The sequence below is a fragment of the Algoriphagus yeomjeoni genome, from assembly GCF_049821175.1.
Lineage (GTDB): Bacteria > Bacteroidota > Bacteroidia > Cytophagales > Cyclobacteriaceae > Algoriphagus > Algoriphagus yeomjeoni_A.
The window spans coordinates 3433133-3452450 of record NZ_CP187512.1; the positions used below are offsets into that span (position 1 = coordinate 3433133).

General features: G+C 42.1%; 11 protein-coding genes. 10 read left to right on the forward strand and 1 reads right to left on the reverse strand.

Annotated features, from left to right (window positions below):
* Positions 1-10: 10 nt before the first annotated feature.
* From ACPUEN_RS13825 to ACPUEN_RS13870, 10 genes are all read left to right on the forward strand, one after another.
* Positions 11-3655 carry an Ig-like domain-containing protein gene (locus ACPUEN_RS13825; RefSeq protein WP_425636487.1) on the forward strand — a complete coding sequence of 1215 codons (3645 nt, stop codon included), beginning with the start codon at positions 11-13 and terminating at the stop codon, positions 3653-3655.
* Entirely contained in the window at positions 3655-5232 is a 1578-nt protein-coding gene (locus ACPUEN_RS13830; RefSeq protein WP_425636488.1) for a contractile injection system tape measure protein, read from the forward strand. The genes ACPUEN_RS13825 and ACPUEN_RS13830 overlap by 1 nt, the downstream gene beginning before the upstream one ends.
* Positions 5226-6575 (forward strand): ATP-binding protein, encoded by a 1350-nt coding sequence (locus tag ACPUEN_RS13835; protein ID WP_425636489.1) that lies wholly within the window; start codon positions 5226-5228, stop codon positions 6573-6575. The genes ACPUEN_RS13830 and ACPUEN_RS13835 overlap by 7 nt, the downstream gene beginning before the upstream one ends.
* Positions 6572-6760 (forward strand): hypothetical protein, encoded by a 189-nt coding sequence (locus tag ACPUEN_RS13840; protein WP_339869891.1) that lies wholly within the window; start codon positions 6572-6574, stop codon positions 6758-6760. Before ACPUEN_RS13835 ends, ACPUEN_RS13840 begins: the two co-directional genes overlap by 4 nt.
* A 1-nt stretch (position 6761) precedes the next feature.
* On the forward strand, positions 6762-10796 hold the full coding sequence (locus ACPUEN_RS13845) for an eCIS core domain-containing protein (protein ID WP_425636490.1): 4035 nt from the start codon (positions 6762-6764) through the stop codon (positions 10794-10796).
* A 218-nt stretch (positions 10797-11014) separates the two neighbouring features.
* A complete protein-coding gene (locus ACPUEN_RS13850) occupies positions 11015-11464 on the forward strand; it encodes an SRPBCC domain-containing protein (protein WP_425636491.1) in 450 nt (149 codons plus the stop codon).
* Between the two features lie 540 nt (positions 11465-12004).
* Positions 12005-12643: a hypothetical protein gene (locus ACPUEN_RS13855; protein ID WP_425636492.1), complete on the forward strand. Its 639-nt coding sequence runs from the start codon at positions 12005-12007 to the stop codon at positions 12641-12643.
* A 168-nt stretch (positions 12644-12811) separates the two neighbouring features.
* A complete protein-coding gene (locus tag ACPUEN_RS13860; RefSeq protein ID WP_425636493.1) occupies positions 12812-13597 on the forward strand; it encodes a DUF1206 domain-containing protein in 786 nt (261 codons plus the stop codon).
* 146 nt (positions 13598-13743) lie between these two features.
* Positions 13744-14904, forward strand: a complete 1161-nt coding sequence (locus ACPUEN_RS13865; RefSeq protein WP_425636494.1) for an alpha/beta hydrolase-fold protein — start codon at positions 13744-13746, stop codon at positions 14902-14904.
* Positions 14905-15029: 125 nt separating this feature from the next.
* The gene (locus tag ACPUEN_RS13870) at positions 15030-16664 is read left to right on the forward strand and encodes a S8 family peptidase (protein ID WP_425636495.1); all 1635 of its coding nucleotides are present in this window, start codon (positions 15030-15032) and stop codon (positions 16662-16664) included.
* 152 nt (positions 16665-16816) lie between these two features.
* On the opposite strand, the gene ACPUEN_RS13875 is transcribed toward ACPUEN_RS13870, so the two are convergent.
* On the reverse strand, positions 16817-19273 hold the full coding sequence (locus ACPUEN_RS13875; protein WP_425636496.1) for a CehA/McbA family metallohydrolase: 2457 nt from the start codon (positions 19271-19273) through the stop codon (positions 16817-16819).
* Positions 19274-19318: the final 45 nt, after the last annotated feature.

Below are 19318 nucleotides of genomic sequence, written 5' to 3' on the forward strand. Positions count from 1 at the left end.
CACGACGATTATGAGCCAGATCATTTCAACTTATCCGATTTTTGAAGGTAGCCAGGTACTGACCAGTACTCAGCTCAACCAGCTCTCAGCCTACTTGGATCAGCAAGGCCGGCTCACCCGATCAAAGCTCATTGGTATTGGGGTAGTTTGCGGAATGCAAGTTCAGCCCTTTCCCCAAGGTCTGCAGATTACAAAGGGATTAGGAATCACATCCGAGGGCTTTTTGATCCAAGGAGGTACTTTCAATGCGACACATTATCGCCCATATTCCTTACCAGAAGGCGTGGTTTACAAGCCATTCAAAGATGTTGATCATGAAGTATCACTTTTTGAACTCCTTACAGAAGTTCCTACTGACAACACTGGCGTAAAAAAACTAACCAATCCCGCCAATTTTCTAAATGATAAATATGTCCTCGTTTTCCTGGAAATCTTTGACAAAGACCTAAAATCCTGCCTTGGGAATGCTTGCGACGATCGAGGTCAGGATCGATTACTTACGCTGAGAAGGCTTGTTGTAAGCGGAGCGGATTTGGATAAAATTCTGACCAAATCTTCCAACGTTCGTGGACCGTTTAGAAATGCACTAGACCTTCCAGAATTTTTCCCGCAAACTCCGCTGTTTTACCCGGAAAATCCTGAATCAAATGAATATGAAGCCTTTGTAAAACACTATCAAAACTATATATCCCAAGCATTAAGCAAGGAATTTTTCGAAGCGCTTTCACTTTCATATTCCATTTTTGAACCTATTCTCAGTAAGGGTTACAACTTTTCAAATCCGCTGGAGAACGCTACGATACAAAACAAGATCTCTACTATTTCATCTTTTGTAGAAGGAAACCCAGCAGAAATTCAAGGCATTCAGTACCTCTGGGATTTCGCCAAGGAACTTCTGAAAGCATATGGAGAATTCCGCGCTTCCGCAGTTGAGCTTTGGTACAATTGTGTGACTGATAGCTCACTTTTCCCACTTCATTTGATGCTCGGTCGGGCAAAAACTAGCTCAGAAACACATGACCAATTCCTAAAATATCGTCATGGTTTCGTTCAGCCACCCATATTCAATCAGCAGAAATTGCTTGCAGAAACCTGTATTCAGCGACATAGACGGGTAATTTTATTGATTGAAAAGCTTGAAACAGGTTTATTTAAAAAAGCTGACACTGATAAATTTCCCATCAAAATTACTCCTTCCTTTGAAAAACAAGGGCTTTTGGGAAATCGTGCGCTTCCATATTATTACGACATCAAATCCAAAGGTGCTATTTCAACTTGGTTTTCTCTGGAAAATTGTTGGGTAGATCCGGGGAACTTACAAATGATAAATATAGGGCGAACTGCTGTTCAATCTTATGATAACCAACCTGATGAGGAAGCTACAGAGGCTAAAAATCCGATTGAAACGCCCCTATTCTTTGATTTAGAATCTTATCCTTTTCTTCGAATTGAAGGCCACCTAGGAAAACCTTTAAATAGCACTCTTAACTATTTGAATAAGCTCATTTTACAATTCAACCTTCCGATTCATGTGGAAACCCTTCATTTGGGTGAATCAGGAAAAGCTGAATTTATAGAAGATTGCGGATGGAAAGACCTTCAGGAAGAGTATGCATTCCAGCGGTATTTTATGCTTGGGATGATTATGGAATTGAAGCAACTTTTTGACTACGTGACGGAATATGCTGAAGATATGGAGGAAGAGGATGTCACTTCAAATGAGTTTTATCAAAAGGCCTCAGATGTCTTGGATTTACTTGTTGGGATGACTAATGCCTTGCCAGAATGTCTCAAAGATTTGGTGTGGACGAGCTTTCAAAACACCTATAAAAAACTCCTTCAGTACTTGATTGATTTTGCTTTGCTGGAATCTGGTCTGCTAAACCAGATAAAAGCAGATCCCGAAAACACTAAAGAATTGGATTTCTACAACGGTATTTTGATGCGTCTTTCACCAATTCTATACAGGATATTGGACTTATTTTTCTTTACCAAGCTCCAGCGAATCTACACCAGTTGTGAAAATCGGATTCAACAGCTTGTCAAGGCAAATCAATTTTCAACTTACCTCAAAAAACACAATGGGCTTACCCATGAAGCAGGAGTGCTGAAGGCTGGGACATTCTTCTTACTTCATGATCCAAAGCAAGAGCGGATTATCGGTGACTTCAGCCTACCATATTACTGTTGTGAATGCTCGCCATGCTTGGATGCATGTGGAGAGCAAGGGTTCTCTTTACCTCCGTTCGCTAGGCCAGATTATGCTATTGCTTATACTGAGCAGCCTATTAGGTTGGAGATCACACTCAATGATGCCTTAGTTTCGGGCAGGAGCTATGTGGTATTAGCCTCAGGATCCTCCACGGCTCAAAATGGAAAAGTAGAAAAAGATCCCGAATCGAATGTTTTCCGATACACTTCAGCGGCTGGATTTACCGGAATTGACAGTTTCCAATATGTCTTGCGGGACACCAAAACAAACCAATCTGATCAGGGAAAAGTCAGCATTTTAGTTAAGGCTGAACAAGGATGCTATTCTACAGACGTATTGACTTGTTGGGGTATTGATCGAGTTAGGGAGACTTTGAAAGTACGTGAAATTGATTCGGCAAATGAGTCTGATTCCAGAGCCGTAGACTTATTGCTCAAGAGCCTTAGTGAAACAAAAGGTTTCTCTAATGATGAGATAAGATCCAGTGTGCTTAAGGATGAGCAATCAAGAAGTCAGTTGCTAAGCTGTCTAGGTCTTCTAACTGATCGGATGACCTATCAGGAGCAGGAACAAGCTATACTTGATTATCAAGGTAAGAATTGTGGTGGAATAGTAACTCCAGAATGCACATCGCTTGGTGTAAAAGGTGTGGTGAGAGGTGTAGATGGAAATGTGCTATCCAAAGTACGAGTGACCGTGGTTGGGCAAGATATAGTCACTTCAACTAATGGGGAAGGTCTCTATGAAATCCAATTCCAAACTCCTGGACAGACTTTACTATTTGAATTTGATGGATTTGAAAATCAAGAAGTGGAAATCTGTAGCCAAGAAGTAGCAGATGTGACTATGGTCCCAAGTCCTAAACCTGCTAGGGAGTGCTATTCCCATTCAATCATTTCTAAATGGCCAGAGAATTTTATCCGAACCTTAGCAAGAAGTCGGCAATTAACCAATCCGTCGGGAAACCTTCCTGAAGTGATCACTAATCTTTTGGAAAGCCTGAGATCAACCGCTGGCTTTACCTCCACGGAACTTCGGGAAACGACCGCAAATTCTACAGATATTCAAAAAATGATTTTGGAAAGTGTAGGGATTGACCCAGCTACAATCAGTCCAAAACTGTATGAGAACAGAATCGAAGAATACCAAAATATTAATTGCGGAGCTCAACGGGTAATTGTGGGAACAGTCTCCTCCGAGATATTAACAGCTGAAGAAATCAAGGTGATTTTGGACTCAAAAAAGGTCAGTTACATCCCAACTGCCGATAAAACAGTCTTGGATGAAACTTACAGGGCGGCAATCACAGATTCAGCCTTGACAGAAAAGGATCTCACACTTCTGAAGAAAGACACCTTGATCAATATTCTCAAAGAAAAGTCTATTTCCACCAGTACCGCAGACAACAAAAGTGTATTAATCGGGAAAATCTTAGGTAAATAATGGCGTCTCACTTGATCCATCGGCAACTTATAGAAGCAAACTTTCAGAGTAAGGAAACTGCTTTAGCTGGGCAAGACTTGCTTCAGGAACGCTATAAGAATGTCTTGGTTCCCTTGATGGAGCAGGTTTTCGATGAGTATAGCCCCAAGAGTTGGTCACTCAGAATAGAAAAATTAGTACTTGACTTAGGAAAGTTTCCTGCTGATCTGCCCGAAAAAATGATGCGAGATAGGCTAAGAGATGTCCTGGAAGATCAGCTCAGGAAAATCTATTTGGAAAAAGGAATTTTAGCCGATCCAACATCTACTTCTAATTTCAAGCGCGAAGATCTTGGTTCATATAAAAGTCATTCGGACTGGGAAAAAATCACTTTTTACCTTATTCACGGGAGACTTCCTTGGTGGACTTCATCAATAGGCAAAAAATCTATTCAATCGCTTTTCAATCAAGTACTGAATGGAAATCATTCCTTACTCAAATCATGGTTGAAGGAAACTCCTATTTCCTTGGCTGCAACAAAAAGGCTGTCCATTCTTCTTACTGAAAAACAACTGGAAAGTCTATTTCAAAGTGGCTCAGGACCTACTAAACAAGAGTTCAAACTAGTAATAAAATTCCTCGAATTACTGCTTTCTAATTCAACCCTCAAGAAAGCTGAAATTCGATTTTGGCTCAGGGCTGTTGTCTTGTTTGCGCTGTTTGGAAGAAAGACTGCCCTCACTTCTTTAATCAAAAATGGATTTGTTTCTTTGACAGCGCAGAACAAAAAGAAAGCTTTTGAAACAGTGCAATTTTTGATTTTCCTGAGTTTTTTCATCATTCAAATCAGCAGAAATAAATCTGTCTCATCGAGCAGCGAAATAGGCCCAGAATCACGCGATTTGATTAGAAATAAGAAAATTGACTTTTCAAAACCAGAGAAATTTCTCACATCTACTTCTCCATTTTGGAAAAATGTTGTGGAAAACTTAAGCATGGAATCTTTTCCTGAAAAGGAGTTATGCACAGCCAAAAAAGAGCTGGAAGAGTTAAAACTCCAAGAGAAAAATGTAGCGGACAGCAAAGCACCGGGGTTAGACGAGATGATAGTTATCAACAATGCAGGTCTGGTTTTGACTGCAGCTTTTCTTCCTCGATTTTTCGAAAATCTAGGCTTGGTGAAGAAAGGTAAATTCATTTCTGATCAAGCTCAATTGAGGGCAGTAGTGATTCTGCAGGAAATGCTTGGAACAGATCAGGAATATGACGAGACAGATTTGATTCTTAACAAACTTCTATGCGGAATACCGCCTGCATCGGCGCTAGGTTTACTTCCCAAAATCACTTTGTCTGAAAAAGAAGAAATCACTTCTCTTCTTAATAGTATGGCGGAACAATGGACAGCTTTAAAAAGCCGCTCCGGAAAAATGGTTTCTGAGGGATTTTTTCAACGGGAAGGATCACTTAGGAGAGTTAGCAAGGGTTATCAACTTCAAATCCAACGAATGCCTTTCGATCTATTGTTGGATCGCCTGCCTTGGACTATCGGGATGATCAAGCTGCCCTGGATGGATGAATTAATAGCTGTAGAATGGTAAAATCGAACCCAAATAATGCGGAGGTAGTTCAGGCAGAGCTAGACTGGCTTCAGACACTTCTGAAAGCTCGATCGGCAATGAATGCCAATTCTGGTTCGAGTATTCGGGACGTCTTAGAAATTCCCGCTCCAACTTTTGAAAAGGAGTCTGGCTCATATGCCAGGCTTATTCAGCGAATAAATCTATCTGCAGAGGAAAGATTCTTGTTGATTTTGGCAGCTGTCCCTCATATCAAGCCTCAGATGCTGGATATGTTTATGGGAAAAAATCAGTTGACCCAGCAGATTTTCACGGAATTCGGCGGTAGAAAAGGCAAAAACCACAACGGTTTTATCCCCACAGGCGAGACTGTTCTTTTTATCCTAGCTGGAAGCGACCTCGCAAAGCGATTCAAATACCTCGGCTTGCTCAGTCAAGAAACCACACTTTTCAAAGAAGGTCATTTAAAGCTCAGTGATACGGATCCTGATGATCCCTACCTGAATGGAACCCTGACTATCTCCCGAGATACACTTCAAGAAATAACTAGTGGTACTGTTCGTAAGCCTGATTTCAGTGCAGATTTTCCTGCGCAATTATTGGAAACAGAAATGAGCTGGGATGACCTCGTGCTCAATCCACATACTGAAGAGGAGCTTCGGGAGATTGAAATCTGGCTTAAGCACAAGGATAAATTGCTTCAAGAATGGGGCATGCATAAGAAACTAAAGCCCGGTTTCAAGGCGCTTTTCTATGGACCTCCTGGAACAGGAAAAACGCTGACTACAACGCTACTTGGACAAAAACTGGGATTGGATGTTTACCGAATCGATCTCTCGCGAATGGTATCAAAGTATATCGGCGAAACTGAAAAAAATCTTGCGAAGATTTTTGATCGGGCGGAGCGAAAGGGATGGATTCTATTTTTCGATGAGGCTGATGCTCTTTTTGGAAAAAGGACTTCTGTATCCGATGCGCATGACCGCTATGCAAACCAGGAGGTTTCTTACTTACTCCAGCGAATTGAGGATTACGATGGTATGGTGATTTTGGCCACAAACCTTAAAAATAACTTGGATGAAGCCTTTATGAGGAGATTTCAAGCCTCAGTATTTTTCCCTATGCCTCAGCCAGAAGAACGAAAAAAACTCTGGAAGAAAGGGTTTCCTTCCAATGTAGAACTGGAAGATCGAATTGATTTGCAGGATATAGCTAGAACATATGAGCTTTCTGGTGGATCCATCATTCAGGTTATTCAGCATAGTCTTTTAATGGCATTGGATCAGGAAAGTGCCCAAGTAAAGCTTGGGGATATCAAAGAGGGAGTCAGAAGAGAATATCATAAAATGGGGAGGACAATATGAGGAAGAAAGTCAGAAAAAAGCAGGATCAAGACAAGGATCAGGAAGATGTGGTGGTAGTAGTAGCCGAGAAAGAGAAGGAGAAGGACCAGAAACCTGAAGTGAAAATGACGCCTGTGGAAGAGGAACAGGAGCCAATGACACCATTAGCTGCTGCCTCTCCTATGAAAGCTGAAGTAAAAAAATAATATGGGAGCACTCGCTGAACGTAAGCCTATGCCTATGCCATTGAGTAATGGTGAAGGAAGACATACGATTCAGCCAAGCTTAAAAATTGGTCGACCCGGAGACAAATACGAGCAGGAAGCAGAATCAGTAGCCAATCATGTGGTGATGGCTCCTTCCAATGCAGCACCTGCATTAGCGATGAGTCCGTCACCAACTTCTGAGGCAGCTTTTCAAATGAAAGCAGAGGAGGAGGAAGAAACGCTGCAAATGATGCCTTATACTGAAAGCTCTTCTATTCTTCAACTGAGCTCTATGGAGGAGGAAGAAGATACCGTCCAACTCTGTCCGGACTTTTCCAAAACAATCCAAAGACAGAACGAAGAGGAAGAATCTATCCAACTTTCTCCGGATGGTACACCTACAGTTTCACCAAAGGTATCTTCACAAATCACCCAAAGCAAAGGTTCAGGCCAGGCACTTCCAGCACCAGTTCAAGCGGAAATGGGAAGTAAGATTGGAGCGGATTTTAGTGGAGTCAGCATTCACACGGATTCTCAGGCAGTTGGAATGAGTAATGCGCTAGGGGCTCAGGCATTTACTCATGGAAATGATGTCTATTTCAATGAAGGGAAATATCAGCCGGAATCAAGCGAGGGCAAGCATCTTTTAGCTCATGAATTGACGCATACCGTGCAACAGGGAGCTGCACCAATACAGAGAATGCCTATCCAACAAATAAGTTCGACTGAACCACAGGTCCAGCGTTTGCCATGGGCAGTAAGAGAGGGGTTGGCAAGATTTGCCAGTTATATTCCAGGTTATTCACTATTGACAGTGATCATAGGATATGACCCTATTGCTGGACGAAGTGTGGAGAGAAATGGTCCAAATCTACTCGGTGGACTTCTCGGTTTGATTCCAGTATTCGGAATGCTCCTTTTCAACAAGTTGACGGAGCTGGGGATTATTAACGATGCATTTACCTGGGTTCAGGGAGAAATGTCCTCTCTCAATCTTACTTCCAGTAGACTTGGAGATACCTTAGAAGAAGCTTGGGATAGGATGGGGATTACCGAGGGTTGGGATGGGAATATCCGGATTTTAGATGAAACATTTGGGCAGCTCTATCTAGACATAGTCACTTTTGCCGGTAGGGTAAAAGACCAGATTTTTACATTGATCAAGGAGGCTTTAATGGCTGGCTTACGTGCTTTGGCAGAGGCCTTTCCTGGTTATCCATTACTCACCAAATTACTAGGGCACGACCCGCTCACCGGAGAAGAAGTCGTTTCTACCACAGCAGAAAAAATCGAAGACTTCCTACGCCTGATTGGTAAAGAAGAAGAGCTTGAACGTATGCAGGCTGAGGGGACCATTCAGGAAACTGCTGATTGGATAGATGCAGAATTGGCTGCGCTTAATTTTAGCTTTGAGGAAGTAAGAGGACTTTTCGAAACGGCATGGGATGCATTTTCACTGGAAGATCTGCGAAATCCAATTGCTGCTTTTCAAAGGACCGTAGCCATTTTCACCCCGTTCACTACCCGTGTTTTTACTTTCGCAGCCAATGTAGCAATCAAAGTTCTGGAGTTTATCAAAACAGCTCTTTTGGCTCAATTATCAGCCTATGCCAGAGAGCAACAAGGCTTTCATTTGCTTACTGTAATTCTCGAAAAAGATCCATTTACGGAAGAAGTGGTACCGAGAACTACGGTCAATTTGATTCGTGGATTTATGAGCCTCATGCCTGGCGGCGAAGCACAGTTCCAGCAGATGCAGGAAACTGGAGCGATTGAACAAACAGCTACCAGAATTGATGATGCCGTAGCTACACTAAATTTCACTTGGGCTTATATAACAGGTCTTTTCCTTGGGCTTTGGAATAGCTTTTCTATACAAGACGTTTTTCATCCTATAGATGCATTCTTGAGAATCGTGGAGACTCTGGCTGCCCCGGTTCAGCGACTTTTTGCCTTTGTGGTCACCATAGTCCAGATCCTGATCGAAGTGCTGCTGGTGGTGATGAATTTTCCTATTGATACCATTCAGCAGATAATAGCAAATGCCCAAAGTGCTTTTGCTGATATCAAGCGGGATCCGATCGGCTTTCTGAAAAATTTACTTGGTGCTGTCAAACAAGGTTTTGTACAGTTCTTTGACAATATTCTCACACACCTTTTGGGTGGCTTGAGAGATTGGTTATTCGGGGAATTAGCATCTGCCGGGATCAATCCGCCAGCTGATTTGACCTTTGAAAGCATCCTAGGATTTGTCTTGGATGTGCTAGGACTGACCATGGACAACGTCTGGGAAAGACTGGAAATGAAACTTGGCCCAGAGCGGGTTGCTCAGATCCGTGGAGCTATCGATACGCTGACTGGTATTTGGACTTTCATCAAAGATGTGTGGGAGCGTGGACCGATTGCGATCTGGGAATATGTGCAGGAGCAATTGAGCAACCTATGGACTATGGTGCTGGAGCAGGTGCAAAACTGGGTGGTTACGCAGATCATTACTCAGGTCACCACTCGACTGCTATCTATGCTTGATCCTACGGGAATTATGGCAGTTGTCAACAGTTTTATAGCATTCTATAGAGCCATACAATCCTTTATTGAGAAGCTAAGGGAAATGTTGGAAATCGTCAATTCCTTCGTGGCCGGAGTAGCGAATATCGCTCGTGGAAATATCGCTGATGCAGCTAACTTCCTTGAGGCTGCTCTTGCTAGGGCAATTCCAGTGGCCATCGGCTTCTTGGCAAATCAGGTAGGACTGAGAGGTCTGGGAGCGAGAATAGCTGAAATGATCGGCGGTCTAAGAGATCGGGTAAATGCCGCGATTGATTGGTTGATTGATAGGGCAATAAGTGTTGGGGGAGCGATTTTACAGGCGGGGAGGAATGCAATTGATGCAGTGACAAATTGGTGGAGCAATAGAAGGGAGCTTTCCACTAGAGATGGTCATAGACATGAAATGTATTTTGAAGGAGAAGGAAATAACGCAACACTAAAAATTGCTTCTACTCCAATAAATTATTTGACATGGGTTACAGAACTTGAAGCAAACCCGAATATCCCTACCACCTCAATTGCTCCTCTGAGGGCTAAGGCGCAGGAAATATCCACGGAGCAGGCACGAAGTGTGGGGCCAGATGAAGAATCAGCCAAAAATGAAAGAATTGCAGCGCTTTTCAATGAGTTGGTTGTCTTGACTCAAAATGCTCCAATCCCTTCGTCTGGCAACAACACTCCCGCAGTCTATGGACCAATGTTTGGCGACTTTGGCTCTTTAGCTAGGGTCGATTCGCTAGCAGACGGACATGTGGAAGGGACAGAGGCAAATAGTAGTTTGTTTACAACTAATTACAGAATCATTAATGCCAGAAAACAAGGCAGCCGAGCATTTTATATCAGAGGCCACTTGTTAAGCTGGCATTTAGGAGGGCCTGGAAATGATTGGCAGAACCTTACTCCACTATTCCAAAATGCAAATGCAGATCATGAAAGGAGATTTGAAAGCCGAGCTAAAGAGCATGTAAACGATGATAAAAAGCAAGCCTCAAATTTTTCAGTAAGGGCAGTTTACGGTAGATCCATTTCGCCTTGGGTTTCACAAATAAGAGACCCTGAAGATGATACATGGCCTACAGGATTAAACCAAAGTGAAGATTTATCCCAAATAGCCAATATTCTAGAAGCTGAAATGATGGTTCCTACTAGTCTTGAATGCTCGATAGATCTTATTCAAGATGATGGCTCGATACAGAATGTAGTAGTTCCTATACCAAATGATATTTCTTATGGCCAACTTTCTCACTATAGAACAGACGGTGTTGCTAGAACAGATTTCAATTTAACTGCTACTGTTATCAGTGCATCGAATGATGCCGCTGCACTTTCAGCTTTACAAGCCCTGAGTGGTGTAGGTCCAGTAACAGCTGGAAAAATTCTTGAAAGGGTTAAAAACAACCAAAGAATCACAAATTACCTTTCACAAATTGGTATTACTAAAAAAAGGCTAGAAATGCTCAATCCTACCAAAAGAATTGTTCAATAAATACACGACTATCCATTTACCGATTATTTCAGGTGTTGTGTTATACCAAATAAATCCCACTTGAATTGAATTTATTTTAAAATATTGTAGTAGGAATTATCTATTCCTATCTGAACCTCATCAAAGTAAGGAGCCTATTTGCACCTTTACTTTCTTTATATTACATCACTTCGCCGGCCCGCATACCGTCTGGCTTAACCAAATATTAGACATACAATATGAGATTAGAGTCTAATGCAACTATACAGATACAAAAACCAATTGAAGAAGTTTTTGAAGGAATTGTGAATCCAACCCAAATGACTAACTATTTCATTTCGGAAAGTAGTGGAAGGCTTGATTCTGGAAGTGAATTGATTTGGAAATTCCCAGAGTTTCCAGACAAATTCCCAATAACAGATATACGCGTGGAAACGAATCGCTCAATTTCTTTCGTTTGGGACCCTGAAACAGTGGTGAAAATTACATTGGAAAAACTACCAGACAACAGCACGATAGTCAGAGTCAACGAAAACGGGAAGGAGTTGACAGAGGATAACCTGAAATGGGCTTTAGACAATTCTGGGGGATGGGCAAATTTCCTTGCCTGCATGAAAGCATATTTGGAGTATGGTATACAACTCAGAAAAGGGGCTTTTGATTTTATGAGAAACAGTGAAAACAGGTGATAAATAATATAAAGCTGCCAGTAATTTCGTTCATGAGAGTGAGGCAAACGCTAGTACTCCCCCACTAGGTGGAATTTGTAACTACACCTTTCTATTTTATGGAATTAGTAATTTCTAACCCTCCCTGCCGTCTCACTACCATATTGAAGGTAAAAGAATCGCGCGAGACTCTATTTGCATCAAGTGAGATACTATTTGGCTCAAGCTTTAATTTTATTAAATCTACTGATTACCAATAGTATAGCAAGTTTTTTAAGTTGTCAAACAGTTGCATCAACGGAAAAAATAGGCTATCTTAATTAGACAGGAATTTTCGAAATAATTGTATCCTAACAGAATAAGGATTTGCCAACTCCACTTTTGAGGCTACACTTTTAGTCATTTCAAGAAATAGTGAAGGCAATGATTTAAGAAAGTCAATTTACAGTATTTCGAAGGGTTCAGAAAGCCTGAATAGGTTGACACTAAGAATCAGGATGATTTTGATGGCTTTAACCCAAATTCCAGAAATATTTTTATCCATTTTTAAACAAGCTTATTATGTCAAAGAAACAGTTTGGAAACATTGGAAATCTCAGTAGCAAAAATCTGAAAATAAAACCTATTGATATTCAGGTTACGCCGTCAAATCGAATTTCGAATGCACAATTGAAAAAGCTTGATCCAAAGGGAATCGCAAGTATACCGGCGCTTAGAGTAAACAGGAATGATTTAATAAACCTGAAGCCCAACGAATCCTGGGAAATCACGCCTCAGAAAATGAAAGATAAGGATATGTTTGTGGCTGAATATTTCGGATGGTATAGATCCGACCAAACAACCATAGATGTACATCCGGAAAACAAATACTATCCAAGGTTCCATAGTGGCAGGCCAGGATTTCTGCCTGAAATGAGATTCTTGGTTTTACGATTTAGACCCGAAATGGGTAAACGGTATCGGGTGACCGTTCAATTAAAACCTGGTGCTTATAGAAATAAAAAAGTAATGACCAATGTCACAGGTAGGTTTAACGACGCATGGTATATCAATTATCAATTTAATGAGTTGATGTTTGATTTTTTGGCTACAACTAATGAGATTAAAATAAGTCCTATAATTGCTGGTTATGAGGAATATTACGTCAAGTATCAACCTTTAGAGATTGAGAAAATTAATGTGGATAAAGTTGAAAACTGATTCAGATCCAATTAGATAGTGAAACTCCGGTTAGTGTTTTATGCAAAACATCAATTTGAATTTGTAATCCAATCCCATTTTATTCCCCAAAGCACAGAAACTCTTCAAAATCCTCTAAATTGATTCGATTAGCATTTCTGCCAAACCAAGGCAATTTTTGAATTAAGAATGGATTTTAACAAAGAGAATATTGCGCGTTTTGGGATTGCCACCAAAGGTTTTGTGTACACCTTAATTGGGGCTCTCACTTTTATGGCTACTATCGGTTCCGGGGGTTCCAAATCAGGGAGCAATGATGCGCTGAAGTTTCTCCAGAATAACAGGCTTGGAACTATTTTACTCGGGATAACCGCTGCAGGACTAGTCGCTTATGTATTCTGGCGTCTTTATCAGGCCATTATGGATCCTGACAAGGAAGGGAAAGATCTTAAAGGAATAGGAAACCGGTTAGGGTTCTTTTCAAGTGGTGTTTTTTATGGTCTTATGGCCTTTTCGGCTATTGAAATTCTTATTGGTTCTGGGGGCGGATATGGAGGCGGACAGGAATCTTTAATTGCAATTGCCTTAAGCAAGCCAGCCGGGCAAGCCATTGTACTAATTATAGCCACAGTCTTTCTAGGAAGAGCCATTTTTCAAATGGTCATTGCCTACACCAATTTGTACAAAAAGAGAATTAAAGCTCAAAATTTGGATCCTAAAATTCAAAACTTGATGGTTACCCTTGGGAAAATTGGCCATACGGCAAGAGGAATAGTCATAGGAGTGATCGCATTTTTGACATACAGAGCCGCCTTTTCATACAGTTTTGAAGAAATTAGAGGCACCAAGGACGCCTTTAGTTTTCTTCAAGACGAATTCGGAACTATCGCTTTATCAGTGGTTGCTATAGGCATGATGATGTATGGCATATTTTTGTTAATTAATGCCCGCTATCGTGACATGAAGAGGGTATAGGAAATGCCTGCTAACAGAGATTGCTCTTTTTTCAATCTTACCCAACCTTCCTAATCCAAAAACACGTAAAGGATAAGACCTAAAATAATTTTGTTTCCGTTCTTCATGGCTTGGACTGGAAGTTTTTGATTGAATAAAATAGAACCATGCATAAATATCACCTCCTACTGATCCTCTTCATTTTTGGAATCGGGCAAGCAAAATCTCAAGATAAAAGCACTATTGAAATTGGCGCCAAACATCAACTCTACTCCATTATTTTGGATGAAGAAAGGGAGTTTTGGATTAGCCTTCCCGAATCTTATGGCAGTGAAGAATCGACCTACAAAAAGTATCCACTATTGATCGTTCTGGATGGAAGCAGTTTTTTTCATCCGATTACCGGAATGGTCAATTATATGGGGAGAATTGGAAAGATACCAGAGATGATTGTTGTCGGGATTCAAAATGTTAGTCGAACCCGCGATTTCACTCCCGATAAAATCGTCACGGCACGGGAGAATGATTTTGGAGGTGGAGATAATTTCTTGGCTTTTCTAGAGAAAGAGTTGATTCCCAAGCTGGATCAAGAGTATAGAACAGAACCGTACCGGATCCTTTCTGGACATTCCCTTGGCGGCCTACTCGCTACTCATACTTACATGAAAGAAAATACAATTTTCAATTCATTTATTGCTATTGATCCAAGTTTTGGCTCCTGGGATGCCGAAACGATGGACAAAAAATTGAAGGCAGTAAGCCCTCAATCATTTAATCGATACATCTATTTCGCAACAGCGAATTGGGGGAAAAGGAATATCAGAAACCGGGACCGACATGTGCGATTGTTTGAATCACTAAACAGTCAATGCGAGGGAGAGTTTCCTGCCAAATTGGAATACTTCGAGAATGAGGATCATAGTTCCGTTCCCATGATTGCTTTTCACAATGGCATCACCAGCATTTTTGAAGGATATGGAATTCCTTATCGGGATGTGGAGAACAAGGAGCAACTCACAAAGCATTTTAAGGATATTTCGAATCGTTTATCCTGGACTTTTGCTCCTCCGGAAAACCTAGTGAATCGAATTGGCTACAGTAAACTTCAAAGCAGAGACGAAGCGGAAAAGTCTCAGGCTCTAGAATTCTTTATTTTAAATACAGAAAATTATCCTGCCTCCTACAATGCATTTGATAGTTTGGGAGAAGCATATGAATTAGTTGGCGACACTTCGAAAGCCATTGCAAAATATGAAAAATCACTTTCTCTGAATCCGAATAATGGACATGCGAAAATGAAGGTAGAGGAATTGAAAAAGAAGGAATAATCTGATAGGAGAAAAAAAGTCCAACGACTATCCCAAATCATCCGCTCAAGTAAAACAACCCATACTTCACGATTTTTAACACTCATTTTTAAGCTCTCTTTTAAAAGTGAGCGTTACTTTTAACTATGATTAAAAGCAAGATTCAAATTTTGGCAGGGCTGGGCATCGGACTGCTAGTGATGGGATGTAATTCCTCATTAGTATTGACAGCCCCTCCTATCAATTACACAAACACCAGCCCCAAAGTAGCCGAGCTATCAGATCAGCAATCCAAACACTGGGGACATCTAGATCTTCAAAAAGACACCATTCCGGGCATGAGCGTGGACCGTGCCTATTCCGAGCTACTGAAAAAGAAAAAGGGCGAAGGAGTCATCGTAGCCGTGATTGATTCTGGAATTGACTTGGATCACGAAGATATCAAAGACGTGCTTTGGACCAATGCTGGCGAGAAGCCTGGAGACGGCATCGACAATGACGGCAATGGCTATATAGATGACATTCACGGATATAATTTCCTTGGCGAATCTTATAATGAGCAAATGGAAATGGCCAGAATCCTTCGCCTAAAAATCGGTGATGAAGCATATCAGGAAGCCGCTAAGAAAAAGCTGTATGAAAAGCTCCCTGAAGCTCAAGCTGCACTTCCGCAACTCAAGCAGATCGAAGCAATGGTGACCATGGCAGATAAAAACATCCAAAATGCCTTGGGAAAGGAAGAATATTCACTGGCTGATCTGCAGCAATACAAACCAAAAAACACCCAAGAAGAAAGTATAGTAGGCATGCTCATGCAGGTGATGACCATGGGCGAGGAAATTCCAGCTGCAATCAAAGATCTTCAAGAGGGCATCAAGTACTATGAGGCGCAGGTGAACTACAATATGAATGTGGATTTCAATGGTAGAATTCCTGTGGGAGATGATCCTTACGACTATTCCGATCAAGGCTATGGCAATGGGAATCCAAATAACATAGACCCTGACGAAAGCCATGGTTCGCATGTATCAGGAATTATTGCTGCGACCCGAAATAACAAAAAGGGAGTGGATGGTGTCGCCAGTAATGTAAAAATCATGGCGATCAGAGCTGTTCCAAATGGTGATGAATATGACAAAGATATTGCTTTGGCCATTCGCTATGCCGCTGATAATGGCGCTAAAGTGATCAACGCAAGCTTTGGAAAGGGTTTTTCTCCAAATTCTGAGTGGGTATATGAGGCATTAAACTACGCAGCTTCCAAAGATGTACTATTTGTACATGCTGCAGGAAATGACGGGATTGATTTGGACTCTCCTGAGAATCAAAACTTCCCCAATGATCTTCCAAATGGAGTTGAAGCTAATTTTGCCAGCAACTACCTGACAGTAGGTGCTTTGACTCAATATTTTGGAGCGGATATGATTGCAGTTTTTTCAAATTATGGAAAAGAGAATGTGGATATCTTCGCCCCTGGAGATCAGATTTATTCCACTATGCCCGATGATTCCTATGAATTCCAAGGGGGAACATCTATGGCAGCTCCGGCTGTGACAGGTTTGGCAGCAATGATTCGGTCTTACTTCCCAGAGCTAACTGCTGTGGAAGTAAAGCAAGTCATAATGGAATCAGGAATTTCACCTTCGGTAAAAGTGCAAGTTGGCGGAGCAGAAGGAGCTGAAAAGTCCTTTTCAGAAATCTCAAAATCCGGCAAGATTGCCAACTTATATAATGCTTTGATCTTGGCAAGTGAAGTTGCTAATGGAACTGTAAGCTTGTAAAAGCGCAGAATCATTCATCAAAAAAACAAACCGAGGGCTTGCCTCCAGAAAGTGTCTAACTTTTTTGGGGGCAAATCACTCTCATCATGTTTTTGTAAAATGCTAGGGTATCGCAAAAGTCCTTTGGTATGCGAAGTATCTAAAATTCCTATTTACTTCATCATTTCCCTCAATCTATTCCTCGCTTCTTCAAATCGGCTCATCATTCGATTCATTTCAACAGAACCATAAGCTCTTCTTGCTATTTTTTCTGATGCGTCAATCGCCTGAATGAGATCCGCTGCAGCAGCCTTGCGGGAGTCGGAATCTGTACTACCAACTGCCTCGATCCATATTGGAGAACTATGGGCAAATGGCCTGGCATGCATAATAGGCCATGAATCTTTAAGAGGCTTACTTGCATAGGCGCGCATTGCAACCCAGCCCCCACCAGGCAGGGTTACTTGCCCTTTGAATGTTCGCGTTTCTCCAGCCTTGATTCCAGTTAACTTTTCAACAACGATTCCATTAACCACAAGCTCCACTACGTCGATGTCATTGGTTCCAGCCAAAGTGGCTTGCCATTCATGCTGACCACTAGATACAACATCACCTGGTTTTGCATCTTCATCCAATTCAAAAAGCAATGCCGGGCCTGTCGTCACAAATCCTCTGCCGGCCATGGCAGCTTCAAGTACTGCTTCAGAGCTTAGTTCAGCTCCTTCTAGACGGACATAGTTTCGGCCTGTGCCTACCGCCATGGTGCGATGGAAATCAAACCACATGTCTGTTCCGGACATCGCCGCAACAGGCCTTCCTATGTTAAGCAGACGATACCAGACCTGACTATTTCCCAAAGGGCTGGTCCAAGCGCAGACCATTTCCAGACCGATTCGGTTGGCTAATACGGCATCAGAGATAAGTTCGATTGGAATGGGACCTTGATCAAGTTGCTCGAAGGGATCTGAATCTATCGAGATAGGATGCACATAGGTGGTAAATGCCCCAGTCCGGTCAGCATAGTCGATCACTTCTCCATTGCTCCGATCAGGGTCGCCAAGAGTTGGATTATTTGGTCCCCAAAACCAAGGTGCATAAGGTTGTTCGACACCAAGTAAGCTCACATGACCATGAAAGTGAGATCGAACCTCTTGACTTTGGGTTACAATTCGACCATTCTCGGAAGTTTCCACTCCTACGAGTGGGGCATCAACCCTTCTTTCCCAGCGATTCCAAGACATAGGTGCAACTAAATCGAGATCCTCTCCAGCTAAATTGCGAAGTGCATTTTGATGGGTGGATGGCAGATGACCATCGCCGTTTAAATGCACGTGGTGATCCGCGGATACGTATCCTGCAGCACTGGCATTCCAAATTGGCGTGAGGGAGAGTTTGACTTCAGAAACTTTATTTTCCCCTACGAAAACCTTCGACTCTACTTTTTGTGTCATTGGCCCCTGCACTGCTGTCACTGTATAATTCCCAACAGGAAGGCTAAACTGAGATTCAGCTTCCAAATAAAAATAATGACGCCCGGTTTGCGGATCGACGTAGGTAGCGTCCTCGTGAAAAGCAACTGGATATCCATCTTCTCTAGCTATAGAGACGCGCGCAGTGATGGGTTTCCCCACTTCATCGCTCATCTTAATACTCAGGATACCGCTGGCTTCTCCTAGTTCCCAATTAGAAATCCTCACTTCCTTAGGGCTGCCTCCATAGGTAGGAATTTGCATAAGGCGATATTGACGATTTTCATCTAGTTCTGTGAAATAGATAGTATTCCCATCAGCGCTGAATGCTGGATTAATGGCAAATGGATCACCTTCGGTAATTCGATGATGAACCCTTGGGTTGTCAAGGTCCATAGTCCAGAGATGGTAGGCGTTGTCTATGGGTGCGCTGTATACAATCAGACGTTGAATAGGGTGAGCATCAGCCGTCAAGTGGTAAACCAAGGTCTGGGTAAGCGCAATAGAGTCAATCCCAGACTCAAAGTCCCTGATTCGAAGTACCCTATTAGCACCACGTCCATGAAGGTAAATCATGCTATTACTCTTTGCCAAGCTACGGGAGTTTCTTTCCACTTGAGCCAAATCTGTGAGTTGCTTGTCCTCCCCTGTAGCAAGATTATTTTGCCGAAGGTTAATCGATCCGCTAATGCCTGACGAGTAATATAGTAATTCACCATCCGCAGAAAACTCCGGGTCTAACTCGATTGCTTCTGTGTCAATCCTCGTTTCAGTTCCGCTTGCTAGTTCCAGTACAATGATTGCAGTATTGCTTCCTTCATCACGAACGAAAGCGAGCTTTTCGCCGCTTGGTGACCAGCGTGGTCGGGAATCAATTCCCGGGCCTTGGGTCAATCTGACTGCGGTCTTCGTCTCTAGGTTCAGATTCCAAATCCAACCTCGTGCAGCAAAAGCCAGATGGATACCATCAGGTGCAGGCGCAGGGTCAGTTGGCCCGTAGGCCAGGACAGGAAGCTCATGCTCCTCTAAATAAACATGGTGCCCAAAGTCATCGAGCTTGGAGTAGTGATTAGTCCACTGTGCTGTAGCGATATTTAGCGTTAAAAGTTGTGCTAAAAATGAAAATATTACAATAGCTACTTTGTGAAATTGATTTCGCATTTTGAATTGAGTTTACGTCAATAAATTCGGGATTGCCCTTTGTTT